This window comes from Streptomyces sp. NPDC059002 (assembly GCF_042740435.1).
GTDB lineage: Bacteria > Actinomycetota > Actinomycetes > Streptomycetales > Streptomycetaceae > Streptomyces.
In genome coordinates, this window is the sequence record NZ_JBHYJI010000002.1 from 204,165 (window position 1) to 222,190 (window position 18,026).

An 18,026-nucleotide genomic window follows, 5' to 3' on the forward strand; every position below is an offset into this window, starting at 1 on the left:
CATGGCATCGGACCCCCCATCGGCCTCCGCGGCCTCCTCAGGCGAGGGCGAGGGCGGGGGCGGGGTCGCGCTCGCCTCGGCGCGCGGCCGCTGGGTCCTGGCGTGCGCGGTGCTCGCCTCGGGCATGGCGATGCTCGACGGGACGGTCGTGAACGTCGCCCTGCCGACGCTCGGCAGGGATCTGGACGCCTCGATCTCCGCCCTGCAGTGGGTGGTCAACGCCTACATGCTCACGCTCTCCGCGCTGCTGCTGCTCGGTGGCGCCCTCGGCGACCGCGTCGGGCGGCGCCGCACGCTGATCGTGGGAGTGGTGTGGTTCGCGCTGGCGTCCGCGCTGTGCGGGCTCGCGCCGAACGCCGGGACGCTGATCGCGGCCCGGGCCCTCCAAGGCGTCGGGGGCGCACTTCTGACGCCCGGTTCGCTGGCGCTCGTGCGCTCCTCGTACCGCCCCGACGACCAGGCACGCGCGGTCGGCGCCTGGTCGGGGCTCGGCGGTGTGGCGGGCGCGATCGGCCCCTTCCTCGGCGGCTGGCTGATCGACGGTCCCGGCTGGCGGTGGATCTTCCTCATCAATGTGCCGCTGGCCGCCCTTGTCCTGTTCGCGGTGCGGCATGTGCCGGAGAGCCGCGACGAGGGGGCGTCGGCGCGGCCGTTCGACGTACCGGGCGCGTGCCTGGCCGCACTGTTCCTCGCCGGGGTCAGCTTCTCCCTGATCGGCGCGTCCGGTGACTCGTCGTCGGCCGGTGCGGTCCTGCCCGGTGTGCTCGGTCTCGCGGCGGGCGTCGTCTTCGTCGTCGTGGAGCACCGCAGGCGCGATCCGATGCTGCCCCTCGACCTGTTCCGCTCACGCCTGTTCACCGCCGCCAACGTGATGACGCTCTGCCTGTACGCGGCGATCGGCGGGATCCTGTTCATGCTGCCGGTCCAGCTGCAGACGACGCTCGGCTACGACGCGCTGCAGGCGGGCACCGCGACCCTGCCGATCACCGTCCTGATGCTGCTGCTCTCCGCGTACTCCGGAGACCTGGCCCGGCGTCTCGGCCCGCGCCTGCCGCTGGTCGTCGGGCCGTTGGTGGCGGCGGCCGGGGTCCTGCTGATGCTGCGGATCGGGCCCGGTGCCTCGTACGTCACCGAGGTGCTGCCCGCGGTGGTCGTGCTCGGCCTCGGCATGAGCCTGTTCGTGGCGCCGCTCACGGCGACCGTGCTCGCCTCGGTGGACGCGAGCCACGCGGGGCTCGCGTCCGGCGTCAACAACACGGCGGCACGCATCGCGCAGCTGCTCGTCGTCGCCGGACTCCCGCTCGCGGTGGGCCTGTCCGGCACCGCGTACGCCGATCCCGACGCGCTCGACACCGCCTTCGGCAAGGCCGCGGTGGGCTGCGCGGGCCTCTTCGTCCTGGCGGCGGCCGCCGCCGCGGTGTTCGTCAGGCCGAGCCCCGCGACCTGGCACGACGAGCGGGGCAACGCACCGCAGTGCAAGACGTGCCTTGGCGTGAACGCGCCGCCGCTGGAACCGGGCGCGCGCGGCGGTGAGTGAGCGGTCGTGCGGTGAGGCCGGGTCGGGGTGAGCCGAATCGAGTCGGGTCGGGCCGGGTCGAGGCAGGTCAGGTCAGGTCAGGTCAGGTCAGGTCAGGTCAGGTCAGGTCAGGGAGCTTGTACGTCCCGTACGAAAAGGGTGACCGACACGCTCGCCTCGAAGCCGTTGCGCCGCATCAGCGCGGCCGACGCCGTGTTGCGGGACTCGACGTCCGTCACGACGGCCCTCGCGCCCGCCTCCGTGAGCGAGGCGCAACAGGCCTTCACCAGGCGGCTCGCGATGCCCTGGCCCTGGTACGCGGGGGCGCTCGCGATCCACTCCAGGTTGCCCCAGTCGGCGCGCTGGTCGAAGCCCATCGAGCCGAGCACGAAACCGGCGAGGCGGTCCCCGTCGAGCGCCACCCAGCAGGCGGACGCCTCGCCGTCCATGTGCCCGGCGATCGCCGAGAGCGACCAGGACGTGTAGGGCTTCACACGCGTGTCGTAGACCTCGCGGCCCAGGGCGAGGACATCGGCCAGATGGGTGGCCGCCATCGGTTCGAGACCGATCGCCGGGTGCTGGGGCGCGGCGGGGGTGGACATGGGGGCCTCCCGGGAAGCGGGCGCGGCGCTCGGCCGCGCCTCGGGTGTCCTTCACGCTATGAGTCGGCGGCGGGTGGCGCACGCCGGAGCGGGGTCGGCGGGACTCGGTGCGGATCGGCAGGGGATCGGTACGGATCGGCGGGGGGGGCTCGGTGGCGTACGAGCTGGTCGAGGCGGTGTCGTACGCCCGGTCGAGGCGGCATCGTACGGCCTGGTCAATGCGGTGCCGTACGCCGCCGGAGGGCGCTCGGCGCGCAACTCCCTTGCCACCGCCGCCCGTTGATCATCACCCCGGGGCGGGCTCCCCCTCCGCAGCCCTTATGGTGGAGCGATGCCCGCTCCGGAACTGATCCGCATCGTCTCCCGCTCCTCCCCCATGGCACTCGCCCAGGTGGAGCGCGTCCGCACCGAACTCGCCGCGCTGCACCCCGGCATCCGCACCGAGGTCGTGCCGGTCACGACCTCCGGGGACCGCTGGATGGGCGATCTGGCGCGGCTCGGCGGCAAGGGCGCCTTCACCAAGGAGGTCGACGCCGCGCTGCTCGCCGGTGCGGCGGATCTCGCGGTGCACTGCGTGAAGGACGTGCCCGCGGACCGGCCGCTGCCCGCGGGCACCACGTTCGCCGCGTTCCTCAAGCGGGACGACATCCGCGACGCGCTCATCGACCCCGAGGGCCGCACCCTGGACGAGCTGCCCGCGGGGACCCGCATCGGCACGTCGTCGGTCCGGCGCGTGGCCCAACTCGCCGCGTCGCACCCGGAGTTGGAGTGCGTGCCGATGCGCGGGAACGCGGGCCGCAGGCTCGCGAAGCTCGCCGCGGGCGACGCCGACGCGCTGCTGCTCGCCCAGTCGGGCCTCGACCGCATCGGCCGTCCCGACCTGGCGAGCGAGATCCTGTCGGTGGAGACGATGTGCCCGCCGATCGGCGCGGGGATCCTCGCCCTGCAGTGCCGCGAGGAGGACACGACCACCATCGACGCGGTGTCGGGTCTCGGCGACCAGGACGCCTGGCGGGAGGCGACGGCCGAGCGGATGTTCCTGCATGTGCTGCAGGGGCACTGCAATTCGCCGATCGCCGGGTACGCGCGCTCCGAGCGGGGCGGCGATCTGTCGCTGCGCGTCTGTGTGTTCACCCCGGACGGCAAGACGGTCCTGAACGCGCAGGAGTGGGCGGGCCCGCTCGACCCCACCACCCTCGGCATGTCCGTGGCCGTCGCGCTGCTGCGCCAGGGCGCCCGCGAGCTGATCGACGGCATCCCGCACTGACGCCCGCGCCGCCCGGCAGCGGCCCGCCCCGTCGTGGGTCTGGGGGAAAACCCCCAGTTCGGACGGAGGAAAGCAGCGTTCCGGCCGGGGTGCCGCGTACCTAACGTGATGTGCAGTGACCACGCCAGGTATGCGGCAGGGAGTTGTGATGATCGAGGCCCAGGGTCTGACCAAACGGTTCGGACCCACTACCGCCGTCGAAGCGCTGAGCTTCGATGTGCTGCCGGGATCCGTGACCGGGTTCCTCGGCCCGAACGGGTCGGGCAAGTCGACGACGATGCGCATGATCATGGGCCTCGACCGGCCCGACGCCGGAGAGGCCAGAATCCATGGCGTTCCGTACGGGGAGCTGCGCTGGCCCGCCCGTGAGGTGGGCGCGCTCCTGGAGGCGCGCACGTTCCATCCGGGGCGCACCGCGGCCCAGCATCTGACGGCGCTCGCGGCCGCCGGGGGCATCGCGCGCGGCCGGGTCGACGAAGTGCTCGACGTCGTCGGGCTCGGCCATGTCGCGGGGCGGCGCGCAGGGACGTACTCCCTCGGGATGGCGCAGCGGCTCGGCATCGCCGGGGCCCTCCTCGGCGATCCGGGCGTGCTGCTCTTCGACGAGCCGGTCAACGGCCTGGATCCGGAGGGGGTGCGCTGGATCAGGGAGCTGATGAAGTCCCTGGCCGCCGAGGGTCGTACGGTGCTGCTCTCCAGTCACCTGATCAGCGAAATGGCGCTCACCGCCGAGCACTTGGTGGTGATCGGCCAGGGCCGCCTGCTCGCCGACACCTCCGTCCGCGAACTCACCGCCCGGGGACACTCCTTGGAAGAGGCGTTCTTCGCACTGACCGCACGGCAAGGAGCCTCGCGATGAGCACGGCAGCACCCCTCTGGCAGCGCGGCGCGCGCATTCCCGCCGGGGCCTATGGATTCGGGCATGCGGCCCGGATGGAGTGGATCAAACTGCGCAGTCTGCGGTCGACGTTCTGGTCGCTGCTGCTCGTGGTGGCCGGGATGGTCGCCATCGGCGTCGTCACCATGGCCAACACCAAGGCGCCGAGCGCCGCCAAGGCCGCCACCTTCGACCCGACGAACAACGTCCTGGCCGGAGTGGCCGTCGGCCAGCTCCTCATCGGCGTGCTCGGCGTGCTCGTCGTCACCGGCGAGTACGCGTCGGGCTCGATCCGCGCCACGCTCACGGCCATACCGGACCGGCGCCTCGTCCTGACGGCGAAGGCGACCGTGTACGGCGGGATCTCCCTGATGGTGGGCGAGGTCGTCGGCTTCGTGACGTTCTTCGCGGGGCGGGCCGCCCTGGGCGACGGGGTGCCGCGTCCCGGGCTCGGGGATCCCGGGGTGCTGCGGGCGCTGCTCCTGTCCGGTGCGTATCTGGGGATGATCGGGCTCATCGGCATAGGTGTCGGCGCCATCACACGACACACCGCGAGCGCCATCGCCGTGCTCGTCGGGGTCACCTTCGTCCTGCCCGCCGTGCTCGGCGGCATCTCCGGCACCGTGGTCGCGAAGTTCTTCCCCACCATGATCGCGGCCAATTCCCTCGCCGTCGCCAAGCCGGTCTCCGACATGCTCTCGCCCTGGGTCGGGTTCGCGGTGATGTGCCTGTACACGGCCGCGGTGCTCGCCGTGGGCGGCCGTCTGCTGGCCCGCAGGGACGCGTGACAGGACACTGACGACATGCACGTGCAGGAATTCCTCCGCCCGGTGGCCCGCGCCCCCTTCACCGGGCGGGCCTGGACCGAAGCGGCGTACTGCCTCATCGGGTTCCCCCTCGGCGTCGCGGGCGGTGCGGTCCTCGCGGTGCTCCTGGCCCTGGGCGCCGGGTTCACCGTCTCGCTGGTGCTCGCGGTGGTGGGGGCGCTGCTGCTCATCGCCGGGCTCTCGCTCGCCCGCGCGCTCGGCGGGGTGCACCGTCGGCTCGCGGCGGCACTGCTCGGCGACCGGACGGCGGCACCGCCGCCGTTCCGGCCCGGCGACGGCTTCGTCGGCCGTGTCGACGCGCGGCTGCGGGACGGCACCGGCTGGCGGTCCGTGGCCTACGTCCTGGCGAAGCTGCCGGTCGGCTGCCTGGGGGCGTACGCCGTGCTGTGGTGGGTCACGGGTCTGGTGAACCTCTCCGCTCCGCTGCGCTGGGCGGTGCTCGGGCAGCAGCCCACGGCGGGCGACCCGGAGGGCATGCCGATCCTGACGCCGCTCCCGTTCGGCGCGCTGGACGCGGACACCTTCGCGGGCACCTTCCTCGCGGTCGCGCTCGGCGTCGTCACACTCGTGTGCGCGCCCTGGGTGACCCGGCTCGTCGTGGCGGGCGACCGCTGGCTGATCCGGGCGCTGCTCGGGCCAGGGAGCCTCGCCGCCCGCGTCAGGGACCTGGAGGAGACGCGGGCGCTCGCCGTGGACGACTCCGTGGCGCTGCTTCGCCGGGTCGAGCGCGATCTGCACGACGGCGCGCAGGTCCGCCTCGTCGCGGTCGCGATGAGCCTCGACATGATCAAGGAGCGCCTCGACGACGGAAAGGCACCGGACGTGGGACGCCTCCGCCAACTCGTCGACGGCGCGCACCGCAACGCCACCGAGGCGCTCACCGAACTGCGCGACCTGGCCCGCGGCATCCATCCGCCCGCCCTCGACGACGGCCTGCCGGACGCGCTCGCCACCCTCGCCGCGCGCAGCACGGTGCCGGTCGAGCTGTCGGCGGACGTGCCCGTGCGGCCCACCCCCGCGATCGAGACCATCGCGTACTTCTGCGCCGCCGAGCTGCTCACCAACGTCATCAAGCACAGCGGTGCGCAGCGGGCCACGATCTGCGTGCTGCAGTGGGACGAACTGCTGCTGCTCCAGGTCGGCGACGACGGGCGGGGCGGGGCCGTGCTCGGCGCGGGCAGCGGCCTGACCGGGCTCGCGCAGCGGGTCCGCACGGTCGACGGGCGCATCGACGTCCACAGCCCCGAAGGCGGCCCCACGGAGGTCACCGTAGAGCTGCCGCTGCACGCGTGAGGGGGCCCGTGAGAGCATGCCGCCCATGCGTGTCGTGATCGCCGAGGATGCCGCCGTACTGCGGGAGTTGCTGGCCCAGATGCTCGCCGAGCGCGGGCATGAGATCTGTGCCGCCGTCGGCGACGCGGCGGCCCTGCGCGACGCGGTCGCCGCGCACCGCCCCGACGTCACGGTGGTCGACATCCGGATGCCGCCGAGCCACACCGACGAGGGCCTGCGCGCGGCGATCGACATCCGCCGTGAACACCCCGGCACGGGAGTGCTCCTCTTCTCCCAGTACGTCGAGACGAAGTACGCCACCCGACTGCTCGCGGAGGGTTCCGCGGGCGTCGGCTATCTGCTCAAGGACCGGGTGGCGAACATCGCGGAGTTCACGGACGCGCTGGAGCGGGTGGCGGCGGGCGGCACCGCGCTCGACCCGGAGGTCGTCACCCAGCTGGCGGGCGCGGGCCGCCGTGCCGCCGAACTGGCGCCGCTGACGGGCCGGGAGCGCGAGGTGCTCTCGCTGATGGCGGAGGGCCGCTCGAACGCGGCGATCGCCCAGGCCCTGTTCGTCTCGCCGGGCACGGTCGAGAAGCATGTCGCGGCGGTCTTCGACAAGCTCGGCCTGCCGTCCTCGCACGACCACAACCGACGGGTGCTCGCGGTCATCCGGTATCTGCGGTCCTGAGGATCCGCACGGATGCGCCGTGCACCGGACCCGAGGATCCGCATCGGTGCGCGGCGACCGATGAGTTTCTGCGGGGCGTGCGGTCATCAATCATGAAAGGTGCGTGGCGGCCGCGAAGGCGCTCGCCGCGCGCACGGACTTCCCGACCGCCGCACACACGACACCGAGGACACTTCGATGCGCACTCTGATCAGCTCCGCCTTCATCTCCCTCGACGGTGTGGTGGAGGCCCCCGGCGGCGAGCCCGGGTACCGGAACTCCGGGTGGACCTTCAAGGACATCGAGTTCCTGCCCGAGGCATACGAGATCAAGGGCCGTGAGCAGCAGGAGGCCACCGCGATGCTGCTCGGCCGCACCAGCTACGAGGCGTTCAGCCCCGTGTGGCCCGACATGGCGGACTTCGCCGACTACAAGCTGATGCCGAAGTACGTCGTCTCCACCAGCCTCACCGACGGCGAGCTGGTGACGAACTGGGGCGAGACGACGATCCTGCGCTCCCTCGACGAGGTCGCCGCGCTCAAGGAGACCGAGGGCGGCCCGATCATCATGCACGGCAGCGCCTCCCTGAACCGGTCCCTGTCCGACGCCGGTCTGATCGACCGCTACCACCTGCTCGTCTTCCCCCTCCTCCTCGGCGCGGGCAAGCGGCTCTTCTCCAGCACGGACAAGGACACCCAGAAGCTGAAGCTCGTCGAGCACGAGGTGTACGCCAACGGCCTGCAGAAGAACGTCTTCGACGTGGTCCGCTGATCCGCCGGTCCGCCGGTCCGCCGGTCCGCCGGTCCGGCCTTACGACGCGGGGCCGTCGCCCGACGGCCCCGAGGTGTCCGCGTCCTCCTTGTCGTCCGCCTTCTGCCAGTAGACGTTGCGCCGCCGGGGCTCTCCGGCGGTGGTCACCTGCGGCAGCGGGTCGGACATCACGTGCCGTGCGCCGGACCGCAGGAACTCGACGACCACCATGGCCTGGTCGCCGAGTTCCCAGCGTTCCAGGAGTCCGCCGTCGACAAGGCGGGACATCAGCTCCATGCCGTCCTGGCGCTGCTCCCGCTGTTCCTTGCGGAACATCTGCCGGATCTCGCCGAGGTCCTTGGGGTTGCGCGCCATCATCTGCGCCATCACCGCGTCGTCGCCGCGCGCCACCGCGGCCTGGAAGTCCTCGGCCCAGCGTCCGATGAGTTCCCGCTTGTTCTGGTCCCTGAGTTCGCGCAGCTTCTGGTGGACCTCTTCCAGGTCCGTCTGGTGCAGCACCCGGCCCAGGCTCGTGCCATGGTCCCGGATCAGCTTGTCCCAGGAGATCGTCACGAAGACATCGAGCTCCAGGCCGTACTGGCTGCCGAGTTCCTCTCCGCGCAGCGCCTCGTGGACGGCGTCGCGGACCTCCTCCGCGCGGTTGATGGAGTAGCCGCGCGAGACGTCGCGCAGGCGCTGCTCCAGTTCCGGGACGAGCAGCGCGGCGACATCGGTGACCTGGCTGCGTGCCACGAGGTAGGGGTCGCTCACCTGCCAGCGCACCCGCACGTCGGTGGGGAAGGACCTGCCGCTCTCCTCCGCGGGCAGCTCCACCTTGAACGACACGGTGTGCCACCCCAGTTGGAGCTCGAACGCGGTGTAGGGGCGGGCGAACCAGCGCAGCAGCAGCCCCTCCTCGCCCTCGGGTCCGACCGCGCGGGGCGGCCGGCTGCGGTAGTAGAGCACGGCCGTGACCTGGGCGCTGCGGTGCCGGTAGGGCCAGTCGGGGCGGTACTCGCGCAGGAAGGGCCCGGGCAACTCCTGGGCGGCGGCGGGGCGTTCGGCCGGGGTCTTCGGTGTCTTCGCCGGGGTCTCCAGGGGTGTCCATGGCTTCCGCTCCACCCCGCCCGAGCCCGCGCCGGCGCCGCTCGGCGACGGCCCAGGTGGTGCGGAGGGGACGGGTGGGGGGACGTGCAGGGGGTTCTGGGTGCTCATCTTCACTCCGTCTTCTCAGCTGAGGGGCCGGACGGCGCCGGCTCCACGGCGATGGTCTGCCGCCCGTCGATCGCGCCGCGCAGCCGCTGGGCGGTGGCGCGCGACAGGGCTTCGTCGGGGTCACGCTCCATGCGGCGCACCAGGTTCCGCAGCCGCTCGGCGTCGCTCGCACCGCTCACCAGGTGGGGCAGGAAGTCGCACAGGACGTCCAGCAACACGGGATCGTCCTCGCCGCTGTGCATCCAGTCGGCGAGCGAGATCTCCAGGTCCTCCCGCCATCTGGCGGTGTCGAGGCCGCTCCACACCAGGTCGGCCAGCATCGGGGTGTACTGCGGCGCCCGTACGAGAAGTACGGCGGCGAACGGCCAGCTCAACTGGTCCTCGCTCACCTGCTCCCCCTCAAGTCCCCACAGCCGCGAGGTGTGCTGCCAGACCAGACCGTCCACGGTGAGCAGCGCCAGGTCCCGGTGCCTGGTGCGCCGGTCGCCCATCCAGGCGCCGAGCCGCCGCAGCACGGTCTCCGGTTCGGCTCCCGCGATCAGCCGCCGCACGCTCAGGGAGATGTACGTCAGCAGGTCCCAGTCCCCGTCCGCCCTCGCGGCGAGCCGGCCAAGCTCGTCGAGGCTGGCGGAGACCGACCCCTCCACGGTGCCGAAGCCGTGCACCAGGGCGGCCGTGCAGACCAGCGCCCCGTCCTCGCCGCGCGCCCACTCCCGTACGGCGTCCCGCACGATCGGGCGGACCGCGTCGCTGAGGGCCGCCGCCTGGGCGAACACGGTGGCGGCCGCCATCCGCTGGGAGATGTCGTCGCCGGACGCCATCGGGATCACGATCTCCTCGGCGGCATAGGCGAGGTCGAGGGTGCACAGTGCGCCGGCCGTGATGGCCGCGGGCAGCATCACCACCGCCCTGCCGTCGGCACACTGGGTGCGCAGCCACAGGCTCAGCGGCCTGCGCGCGTTGTGGTAGTCCTCCCACACGTGCGCCAGGACGGCCCGTGCCAGCGCGCCGCCCTGGAGACGCACCTTGCGGGTCTCCAGACGGCGGCCGTCGAACATGACGTCACCGGTGAACAGTTCGGCCCGCGCGGCCGCGAGCCTGGCCTGCCGGTGGTCGCTGAACAGCACCCGCCCCTGTTCCTGCTCGGGGTCCATGGCCTGGGTGAACTCCCAGGCGAGTTGCTCCGCGGCCTCGTCGACCATGCTGAGGCGCGAGCCGTTGTAGACGGCCACCGCCGTACGGAAGGCCGCCTGGCGCAGCACGGCCGCCACCGCGTCCCGGTGGCGCGGTTCGGCGCGCCCGGTGGTGGCGAACCACGCGCGTGCCTGCGCGTGCGCGAACGTGCGCAGTTCGGCGCGGAGTTCGTCCTCGGAGATCTCTTCCTTGAGGCACCCGACCAGGAGGCGGGCCAGCGACTCGACTTCGTGGGGGCGCAGCGGGTCGAGCCCGATGGCCTGCAGTACGTCGGGGCGGCGCGCCAACTCCAGTGCCTTTTCGAGGAGTTCGCGCTCGCCGTGGCCGAGGAGCACCACGAGGTGCTTGCGCAGCATGCCGTCGGCCGACGGGGTCCTGAACAGCTGTCCGTAGCGCCCGCGCAGCAGTTCGTCGGCGAATCCGCCCGCGCCGACGGCGAGGATCGCGTACGCGCCGCGCCGGGCGAGCAGGGTGCTGAGGCGGTCCAGGTGGAGTTCCGCGGGGGGTTCGCTGGGCCACCTGCGGTCCCTCTCCTCCCTGTCCCGGTCGTCGTCCTTCGGGCGCCGCCCTCTGGTGAGCGTCTCCTCGCCGGTGATCTCGACCAGATAGCCGTGGCCCTCTTGCAGGTCCGACTCGCTGATCTTGTCCAGTTCGGTGCGCGGGTCCATGCGCTCGATGCAGCCGTGCGTGACCTCGTCGAGGAGGGACAGCGCCGCATAGCCGCGACTGCTGCCCGGGTCGCCGCACAGGGCCACCAGCCGTTGCCGCTTGAGGAGTTCGAGCAGTTCCCCGTAGGCGGGCGGCTCCTCGAAGACACGCCGCAGGCGCTGCAGCTCGTCGCGGGGCACGGCGCCGGACACCAGGCGGGGCACGCCGGTCCTGCCGCCGTCGTAGTGGTGATGGTCGCCCAGGTGCACATCGCCCTGGGTTCCGTCGAGGATGGCGTTGCGGCCGTTGACGTCGATGAAGTTGGCGCGCGCCTGCTGTACGGCCTCGTGCGCGCCGACCGCCGTCCGGTCGCCGAGCCGGCCGGCCCGCGCGGCGCCGTGCCGACGGCCTTCGTCGGATGCGGCGGCACCTGCGCCGCCGCCCTTCTTGTCGCCGCCTGCCCCCTTCGGTGCGCCGCCGCCCTTCTCCCCCGCGCCGCCCTTGGCTCCGCCACCGGCCTTGCCGCCGCTGCCGCCGCCCTGCGGGCCCTTGCCCGCGCCGCCACCGCCGCCCTGCGAGCCGCCCTGGCCCCCTCCGTCAGCAGCCACCTCGACCGGCTCCTTCCGCGCTGTCGTCGTCGGGCGTGACGCGGACGCCGACGATGTCGCCGTGCACCTCCGCGCCGTCCACGATCTGGTTCGATCCGTTGACGTTGATCCAGTACTTGGTCGGCCACGGCCCGCCGGGCTCCGCCCCGGTCCCGCCGTTCGCGTCGGCCGACGCCTGGGCCCGGTCCGGTCCCTCCGGCGTGTCCACCCCTGTGGGACGCGCCGCAGGGACCGGACCGGGCGCGGGCAGGGGTGGTTCGGTGCGGCGCGGCACGTGGAACCACGCCACTTCGTCGGTCTCCTTGGCCCGCACCGGATGGGGGCGGTAGTGCTCGGGCTCCACGAACCTGCCGCCCTCGGCGACCACCGAGTGGTAGAGGACGTCGGAGACCACGAAGACCAGGTCGATGCCGTCGTCCGCCGCGAGGATGCCCTTCGCCGGTTCGCTGTCGCACAGTCGGCACGTCAGGTCGACGGCCCTGCCGACCAGGCCTTTGCCGTCGTCGCTGACGGGTCCGCCGTGCATCGCGATCCGCAGGCGCAGCGGTTCGGCGAGGCCCGCGTTGTGCTCGCGCAGCCCTTGGTGGACCTCCTCGAGCCACAGCCCCACCAGTGCCGAAGGCGGCACATCGGGAGCCGGTGCGGCGAGCACCCCGTCGCCCCGGTCCTCCAGGTGCAGTTGGTCGCCGCCCTGGATCCCCACCGCGCGGAAGGCGGACTCCAGGATGTCGTACATGCCGGTGCGGGACCGGATCTTGGCCTGGTGCCCGAGGCGTCCCGACCCCTTGATGTCCACGTTCACCACGAGCCGGTGGACGGCTTCCTGTCTGTTCACTGCGACCCCCTGGAGAACGCGACCCCCTGAACAACGGTGCGGCCCGCCCAGGATGGCCCCGGACGGCCCCGGCGTATGTAGCCGTTTACACAACCCGGTCGGCGGCCGGGCCGCCGTCTCCCGCGAGCAGCCGCAGCGGTTCGACGTCGGTGACGACGAGACGCCTGGTGGCGGTGCGGACGATGCCCTGCTCGCGCAGGAGCCGCAGCGCCTTGGCGACGGCCTCGCGGGTCGATCCGACGGAGGCGGCGAGGTCGTGCTGGGGCAGCGGCAGGTCGATGGTGACGCTGCCGTCGGGGTTGCGGCGCCCGGTGCGGTGGGCCAGTTCGACGAGGCGCGCGGCGAGGCGCTGCAGCACGTTCTCCGATGCCAGCGACCGGCGTTCGCCGTCGGAGCTGCGCAGCCGGGAGCTGAGCTGCTTGAGGACCAGGGCGCTGGCCGCGGGGCTCGCACCGAGGAAGCCGCGGAACCGGTCGCCGGGGATCACCACGCTGCCCACATCGCCCAGGGCGGCGACGGTGGCGCTGCGCGGCCGGCGGTCCACGGCCGCCAGCTCACCGACCAACTCGCCCGCGCCGCGCAGCGCGAGGATGAGCCGGTGGCCGCGTTCGGTCTCCACGGAGACCATTGCCCAGCCGCTGAGGATCGCGACGACGTACGAGGTGGTGGCGCGCTCGGGCAGGAGCACGTCCCCCGCCGCGTAGTCCCGTGCGACGCCGAGGGCGAGGAGGGCAGCCCGGTCCTGCGGTCGTAACGCGTCGAGCAGGGGTTGTTCCTGTGCGATGAGACTCAAGCTGACCGCTCCTGGACCGGCACCGACTTGGCGACAGCACGCTAAGGAGCTGGCAAGCGCACGTCAATGCGTGGGATCGGTCCGTACCGCGGCCGTGCGTTTCTGGGGTTCATCCTTCGGGAGCGGCGCGCCCGAACTCCCGTGCGCCGTGCGGCCGGAGGTTCACGCTCCGGCGCCCACTGTTCCCAACTCCCCCGCTGGAGCCCCCTATTCCGCGCCAGGGCCCTACGCATTCTTCACCGTTTCGCCGTAGACTTCCGCTCCGGCCTTCGCATATCTGCACGCCAGAGACATATGCCAGAAGCACCACCGCATCGTGTGTTGCCAAATCCCTTACAGGCCACCTGCCGCTGTGCGAAAGTCATTAGCGGTCCACCACCCGTCAAGCTGGTCGCACCGCATCTTCAACGGAGCACCTCATGCCGTCCCATGTCTTCGCGGACCACGCAGCCGCCCAGCCGCCCGAGCGCGGCGCGGTCGATGCGCTGATCTCGCAGACGCGCCGCCTGCGCGGCGAGGTCGACGCCGTGCGCCGCGAGGCCGTGGCGGACCACGGGGACCCCACGGGCCGCTGGCAGCGGGCGCTGTGCGATCTGGCGGTGCATCAACTCAACGATCTGGACGACCACTTGGCCCAGCTGCGGGACGGACCGGCGCAGCCGGATCCGGTGGCGGACGCGCCCGCCGAGCCCGCCTCCGACGAGCCCCGGCGCGGCTCGCTCCTGAGCCGGGTCGGCAGCGCCGAGTGGAACCTCCTCAACGACGAGGCCAGCTGGTCCGGCGAGCTCTATCAGATCCTCGGCCGCGACCCGGCCGCTCCCCCGCTCTCCCTCGACGAACTCCCCTCCCTGGTGCCCGCCGACGACCAGCCCTTACTGACCGCGATGGTCACGGACTGCCTCATCGACGGAAAGCCGATCGACGGAGAGTTCCGCATCGTGCGGCCCGACGGGGGCGTACGCCAAGTGCACATGATGGGCGAGCCGGTGCTCGCCGCCGACGGCTCCACCGCCTCCATGTGGGCAGTGCTGCGCGATGTGAGCGAACTGCGCCGGAGTCAGCGCGTGGTGCGCGAGACGCGGGACACCCTGCAGCGCCACCGCGACCGGGCGCACACCGAGCACCGGCTGGCGGTCGAGCTGCAGGAGGCGGTCCTGCCGCCGTGGCGCGGCGCCCTGCGCTTCCCCCAGGGCGGCCCCGGCGCACTCGACCTGGCCGCGCACTACCTCCCTTCCTCCAGCAGCGCACTGATCGGCGGCGACTGGTACGACGCGCTTCAACTCCCGGACGGACGCGCGCTGTTGAGCGTCGGCGACCTCACCGGGCACGGCGTCACCGTCACCTCCGGCATGGCGATGCTGCTCGGCGCGCTGCGCGGCATGGCGGTCGCCGGGGCCGAGCCGGGCCAACTCATGGGCTGGCTCAACCAGTTGCTCGACGCCACGGCCCAGCCCGCGCTCGGCAGCGCCATCTGCTGCCGCTACGACCCGGCCGCGCGCCGGATCACCTGGGCGCAGGCAGGCCACCCCGCCCCGCTGCTGTTCCGCGACGGGACGGGACGCACCCTCACCCCCCCGGACGGCGTGCTCCTGGGAGCCACGTCCGGGGCGACGTACGGGCAGGCCGATGAGCAACTGCGGCCCGGTGACCTGTTGTTGCTGCACACCGACGGCCTGGTGCCGCGGCGCGACAGGGACGCGGCGACGGGTCTGCTGCTCTCCCTCGCGTCCCGTTTCACCGGGGCGCGTACGGCACAGGAGTGCGTACGGACCGTCGTCGAGGAATTCGGCGAGGCACCGCGTGAGGACGACGCCTGCCTGTTGATCGCGCGGATCTGACCCGCGCGTATGCGTATCTGATCTGACCGTGCGGACCCGACCCGTCAGGCCCTGGCCGTCCCCCCTGCCCTCTTGGCCCCCTTGGGCAGCGCGAGCTTGATCTCCTCGCGCAGGTCCTGGATCTTCGGGTATCCGGCGTACTGCGCGGTCAGCCGGTACATCTCGCGCAGCCGGTCCCAGGTGCGGTGCGAGGAGTTGGCCCGCATCGACACCAGCGCCAACCGCGCGTACCTGTCGGCCTGTTCGGGGTCGTCGGCGATGAAGCACGCCGATGCCAGGGAGATGTAGTCGAAGATCTGCGAGCGGTTCCGGTTCTTCGCGCGCAGCTCGATCGCCTGCTTGGCGTGCCGCTGGGCGATGGTCGCAGCGGACGCCTCGTGGTCGGCCAGGGTGCGGTACGCCAGGGCCTGCATGCCGTGCAGGTCCGCCTCGTCGAACATCTGCATCCAGCTCGGCGGCGGCACGTCCCCCTTGTCCGAGACGAAGAGGTCCTCGGCCATGCCGAGGGTGCGCCGCATCGCCTGGCCGCGCCCCATCGACGCCTGTGCCCAGGCCTCGATGGTGTACAGCATGGCCTGGGTGCGCGGCAGCGCCTCCTCGCCCGCCCCGGACTTGGCGAGCTTCATCAGGTCCAGGGCGTCGTCGGGCTTGCCGAGGTGCACCATCTGGCGCGCCGCCCGCGACAGCGCCTCACCGGCACGCGGCCTGTCCCCTCCTTCGCGGGCCGCGTGCGCCGCGATGACGAAGTACTTCTGTGCCGTGGGCTCGAGGCCGACGTCGTGCGACATCCAGCCCGCGAGCACGGCGAGGTTGGCAGCGACGCCCCACAGGCGCCGCTGGAGGTGTTCAGGGTGTCGGTAGGCGAGCATGCCGCCCACTTCGTTGAGCTGGCCCACCACGGCCTTGCGCTGCAGCCCGCCTCCGCGGGCCGCGTCCCAGGCGCGGAATACTTCGACCGAACGCTCCAGTTCCTCGATCTCCTGCGACCCGATGGGGGCGGCCTCGTAACGGTCGAGTCCAGCGGGGTCGGCGTGCAGGGGATCGTCGATGCGGGGGGCGTCGGCCGCGAAGGCCGGATCGGTGTGCAGCCAGTCGTGCATGGCGCTGCTGAGTGCGGAGCCTGCGGCAAGCGCAGCGCCCGCGCCCACCAAGCCGCGTCGGTTGAGCATGAGGTCCATTCCCGTGAATTCGGTGAGAACCGCAGCTGTCCGCTCGGGCGCCCACGGCACGCCGTCGGGGTGCTCCACACTCCCGTCGCCACGCCGCTTCCCAACGCGCCCGTGCCGGACCAGACCTAGATCCTCAGTGGTCACGACACGGCCGAGACGCTCGGTGAACAGAACAGCCAGTACCCGTGGCACCGGATCGCGCGGGATCTCTCCCATGTCGATCCACCGCCTCACCCGCGAGGTGTCGGTGGCCAGTTGGGGGTGGCCCATGGCCGCCGCCTGCCGGTTCACCAGTCTCGCGAGCTCCCCCTTGGACCAGCCGGCCAGGCCGAAAAGGTCCGAAAGGCGAGTATTGGGTTGTCCGTTCACGTCAAGCCCCCAGGTTCTCGGCTGAGTTGACAGTAACCCTCTGTCAGTTGCTGGGCGACTATTCGCCAGGGTTCGCCAGGGTGCGCCACATGGTGTGCCACGGGACGGCGGGTGTCAGGTAGGAGTGCGCCACCCCGACCCGGTCGCCGCAAGGCACTCCCCAGGGTGCACCCGAAGCGGCCGGGCCGGGAGGCGCACGCAACTCACAGGCACACGAAGGGATCTGTTCGCCCATGTACGCAGCATCGTCCTCCGTGTCCGCCCCGCCTCGGCCGCTGCACCCGCGCCCCCCGGTTCCCCGGGGCCGTGAGGTGCCTCCCGCCCAGGGAAGCGGCCCGTATCTGGAGCCCGCGCGCCCCGGAGCCGCGCAGCTCGGCGTCGGCCGGACGCGCCGCGTGCCGGGGCCCGGCACCCAACCGCTCAGCGGGAGAGTCGACTTGTCCGGCCCGCAGGGGGCGCAACTGCGCACCGCGATTGCTTCGGTGCATCGCATCTGCCCCGAGTTCAATCCGGTGCAGGTGCTCCGCAGAAGCGGCCGCACCGTGCTCCTTGTCGGCACAGCGGGACGCAGCACCGCCGTCGCCAAGTGTTTACTCGATCACTCGCCGGTCTGGGCCGAGCGGATCCGGCACGAAATAGCGGCCTACCGCTCGTTCGTCCGGCATCGCCCACCGGTCCGGGCGCCGCGGCTCATCGCCGCCGACCCCGATGACTGCACGCTGGTGATCGAGCGGATGCCCGGACGAGTGGCGGCACTGCAGCGGCATCCGTTGGAGGCCCCGCCACGGGCGGACATCAGGGCGGCGCTCGGGTCGGTCGTCCGGCTGAACAGCTGGCGTCCGCCGGCGGAGATGTTCGGCAGGCCGCTGGAGTACGGCAGGCGGATCTCCCGCTTCCATGAGCTGGGCCTGCTCACCGACCGGGACATGGGCGACCTGCAGAAGCTGCTGCACGGCATCGCGCACTCGGTGGCGCATCAGGTGAACGGCCATCAATCCATGTGGCAGTTCAACCACGGCGACGCCCTCCTGTCGAACGTGCTGCTCTCGCCCGCCGGGCCCGTCCTGGTCGACTGGGAGCACGCGGGGTGGTATCTGCCGGGGTACGACCTGGCGACGCTGTGGACGGTGCTCGGTGACGCCCCGGTGGCGCGGCGCGAGATCAGTCAGCTGGCGCAGAACCCGGGTCCGGCGGCGCGCGACGCCTTCCTGGTCAACCTGATGCTCGTGCTGACCCGAGAGATCCGCACGTACGAAACGGCCGTGCAGCGTTCGATGCACGAATCGGCCCCGACGGCATCGGGCCCGGCCCATCCCGGTGCCGCGCCGTCCGGCGAGGAACAGCGGCTGCTGCTGCGGCGGCTGCACGACGACTGCCAGCTGGCCCGCCGGGCCGTGCGTGCGGCGGTCGGCACTCGCTGACGGGGACGCAGGTCCGCGGGGGGGCGGGGGGCGGGGGGGGGTTTGGCTCTCACCCCCCCCCCCTCGTCGCGGTGGCGGGCGCCGCGGCCCCCGCGGAGGCCCACCCCCGCCTCGCGCGTCGTCGGGTCGCCGTTCTCGCCGACGTTGCCGATGAG

At 72.4% G+C, this 18,026-nt stretch carries 15 protein-coding genes; 9 read left to right on the forward strand and 6 right to left on the reverse strand.

What is annotated here, in order from left to right; translation table 11 throughout:
* The first annotated feature begins 1 nt into the window (after position 1).
* Positions 2-1,537: an MFS transporter gene (locus ACFWZ2_RS02890; RefSeq protein ID WP_384540838.1), complete on the forward strand. Its 1,536-nt coding sequence runs from the start codon at positions 2-4 to the stop codon at positions 1,535-1,537.
* A gap of 107 nt (positions 1,538-1,644) precedes the next feature.
* On the opposite strand, the gene ACFWZ2_RS02895 is transcribed toward ACFWZ2_RS02890, so the two are convergent.
* Positions 1,645-2,118 carry a GNAT family N-acetyltransferase gene (locus tag ACFWZ2_RS02895; RefSeq protein ID WP_384540841.1) on the reverse strand — a complete coding sequence of 158 codons (474 nt, stop codon included), beginning with the start codon at positions 2,116-2,118 and terminating at the stop codon, positions 1,645-1,647.
* A gap of 331 nt (positions 2,119-2,449) precedes the next feature.
* On the opposite strand from ACFWZ2_RS02895, the gene hemC reads away from it, so the two are divergent.
* The 6 genes from hemC (at position 2,450) to ACFWZ2_RS02925 (ending at position 7,802) form a co-directional block, all read left to right on the forward strand.
* Positions 2,450-3,385 (forward strand): hydroxymethylbilane synthase, encoded by a 936-nt coding sequence (hemC, locus tag ACFWZ2_RS02900; protein ID WP_384540844.1) that lies wholly within the window; start codon positions 2,450-2,452, stop codon positions 3,383-3,385.
* A 148-nt stretch (positions 3,386-3,533) separates the two neighbouring features.
* Entirely contained in the window at positions 3,534-4,244 is a 711-nt protein-coding gene (locus tag ACFWZ2_RS02905) for an ABC transporter ATP-binding protein (RefSeq protein ID WP_384540847.1), read from the forward strand.
* Entirely contained in the window at positions 4,241-5,050 is an 810-nt protein-coding gene (locus ACFWZ2_RS02910; RefSeq protein WP_384540849.1) for an ABC transporter permease subunit, read from the forward strand. Before ACFWZ2_RS02905 ends, ACFWZ2_RS02910 begins: the two co-directional genes overlap by 4 nt.
* Positions 5,051-5,065: 15 nt before the next feature.
* Positions 5,066-6,382: a sensor histidine kinase gene (locus ACFWZ2_RS02915; RefSeq protein ID WP_384540851.1), complete on the forward strand. Its 1,317-nt coding sequence runs from the start codon at positions 5,066-5,068 to the stop codon at positions 6,380-6,382.
* 25 nt (positions 6,383-6,407) lie between these two features.
* Positions 6,408-7,052, forward strand: coding sequence for a LuxR C-terminal-related transcriptional regulator (locus ACFWZ2_RS02920; RefSeq protein WP_384540854.1), 645 nt, complete (start codon positions 6,408-6,410; stop codon positions 7,050-7,052).
* A gap of 177 nt (positions 7,053-7,229) precedes the next feature.
* On the forward strand, positions 7,230-7,802 hold the full coding sequence (locus ACFWZ2_RS02925; protein WP_384540857.1) for a dihydrofolate reductase family protein: 573 nt from the start codon (positions 7,230-7,232) through the stop codon (positions 7,800-7,802).
* A gap of 39 nt (positions 7,803-7,841) precedes the next feature.
* Here ACFWZ2_RS02925 and ACFWZ2_RS02930 read toward each other — a convergent pair whose 3' ends face one another.
* The 4 genes from ACFWZ2_RS02930 to ACFWZ2_RS02945 form a co-directional block, all read right to left on the reverse strand.
* Entirely contained in the window at positions 7,842-8,996 is a 1,155-nt protein-coding gene (locus tag ACFWZ2_RS02930; RefSeq protein WP_384540860.1) for a hypothetical protein, read from the reverse strand.
* Between the two features lie 2 nt (positions 8,997-8,998).
* Positions 8,999-11,446 carry a hypothetical protein gene (locus tag ACFWZ2_RS02935; protein WP_384540863.1) on the reverse strand — a complete coding sequence of 816 codons (2,448 nt, stop codon included), beginning with the start codon at positions 11,444-11,446 and terminating at the stop codon, positions 8,999-9,001.
* Positions 11,436-12,281: a hypothetical protein gene (locus ACFWZ2_RS02940; RefSeq protein WP_384540866.1), complete on the reverse strand. Its 846-nt coding sequence runs from the start codon at positions 12,279-12,281 to the stop codon at positions 11,436-11,438. Before ACFWZ2_RS02940 ends, ACFWZ2_RS02935 begins: the two co-directional genes overlap by 11 nt.
* A gap of 85 nt (positions 12,282-12,366) precedes the next feature.
* Entirely contained in the window at positions 12,367-13,074 is a 708-nt protein-coding gene (locus ACFWZ2_RS02945) for a Crp/Fnr family transcriptional regulator (protein ID WP_384540869.1), read from the reverse strand.
* A 419-nt stretch (positions 13,075-13,493) separates the two neighbouring features.
* Between ACFWZ2_RS02945 and ACFWZ2_RS02950 the strand changes: the two genes are divergently transcribed.
* The gene (locus ACFWZ2_RS02950) at positions 13,494-14,912 is read left to right on the forward strand and encodes a PP2C family protein-serine/threonine phosphatase (protein WP_384540872.1); all 1,419 of its coding nucleotides are present in this window, start codon (positions 13,494-13,496) and stop codon (positions 14,910-14,912) included.
* A 44-nt stretch (positions 14,913-14,956) separates the two neighbouring features.
* Here the strand turns inward: ACFWZ2_RS02950 and ACFWZ2_RS02955 are convergent, their stop codons facing one another.
* A complete protein-coding gene (locus ACFWZ2_RS02955) occupies positions 14,957-16,450 on the reverse strand; it encodes a hypothetical protein (RefSeq protein WP_384540875.1) in 1,494 nt (497 codons plus the stop codon).
* A gap of 233 nt (positions 16,451-16,683) precedes the next feature.
* On the opposite strand from ACFWZ2_RS02955, the gene ACFWZ2_RS02960 reads away from it, so the two are divergent.
* On the forward strand, positions 16,684-17,871 hold the full coding sequence (locus ACFWZ2_RS02960; protein ID WP_384540878.1) for an aminoglycoside phosphotransferase family protein: 1,188 nt from the start codon (positions 16,684-16,686) through the stop codon (positions 17,869-17,871).
* The last annotated feature ends 155 nt before the right edge of the window (positions 17,872-18,026 follow it).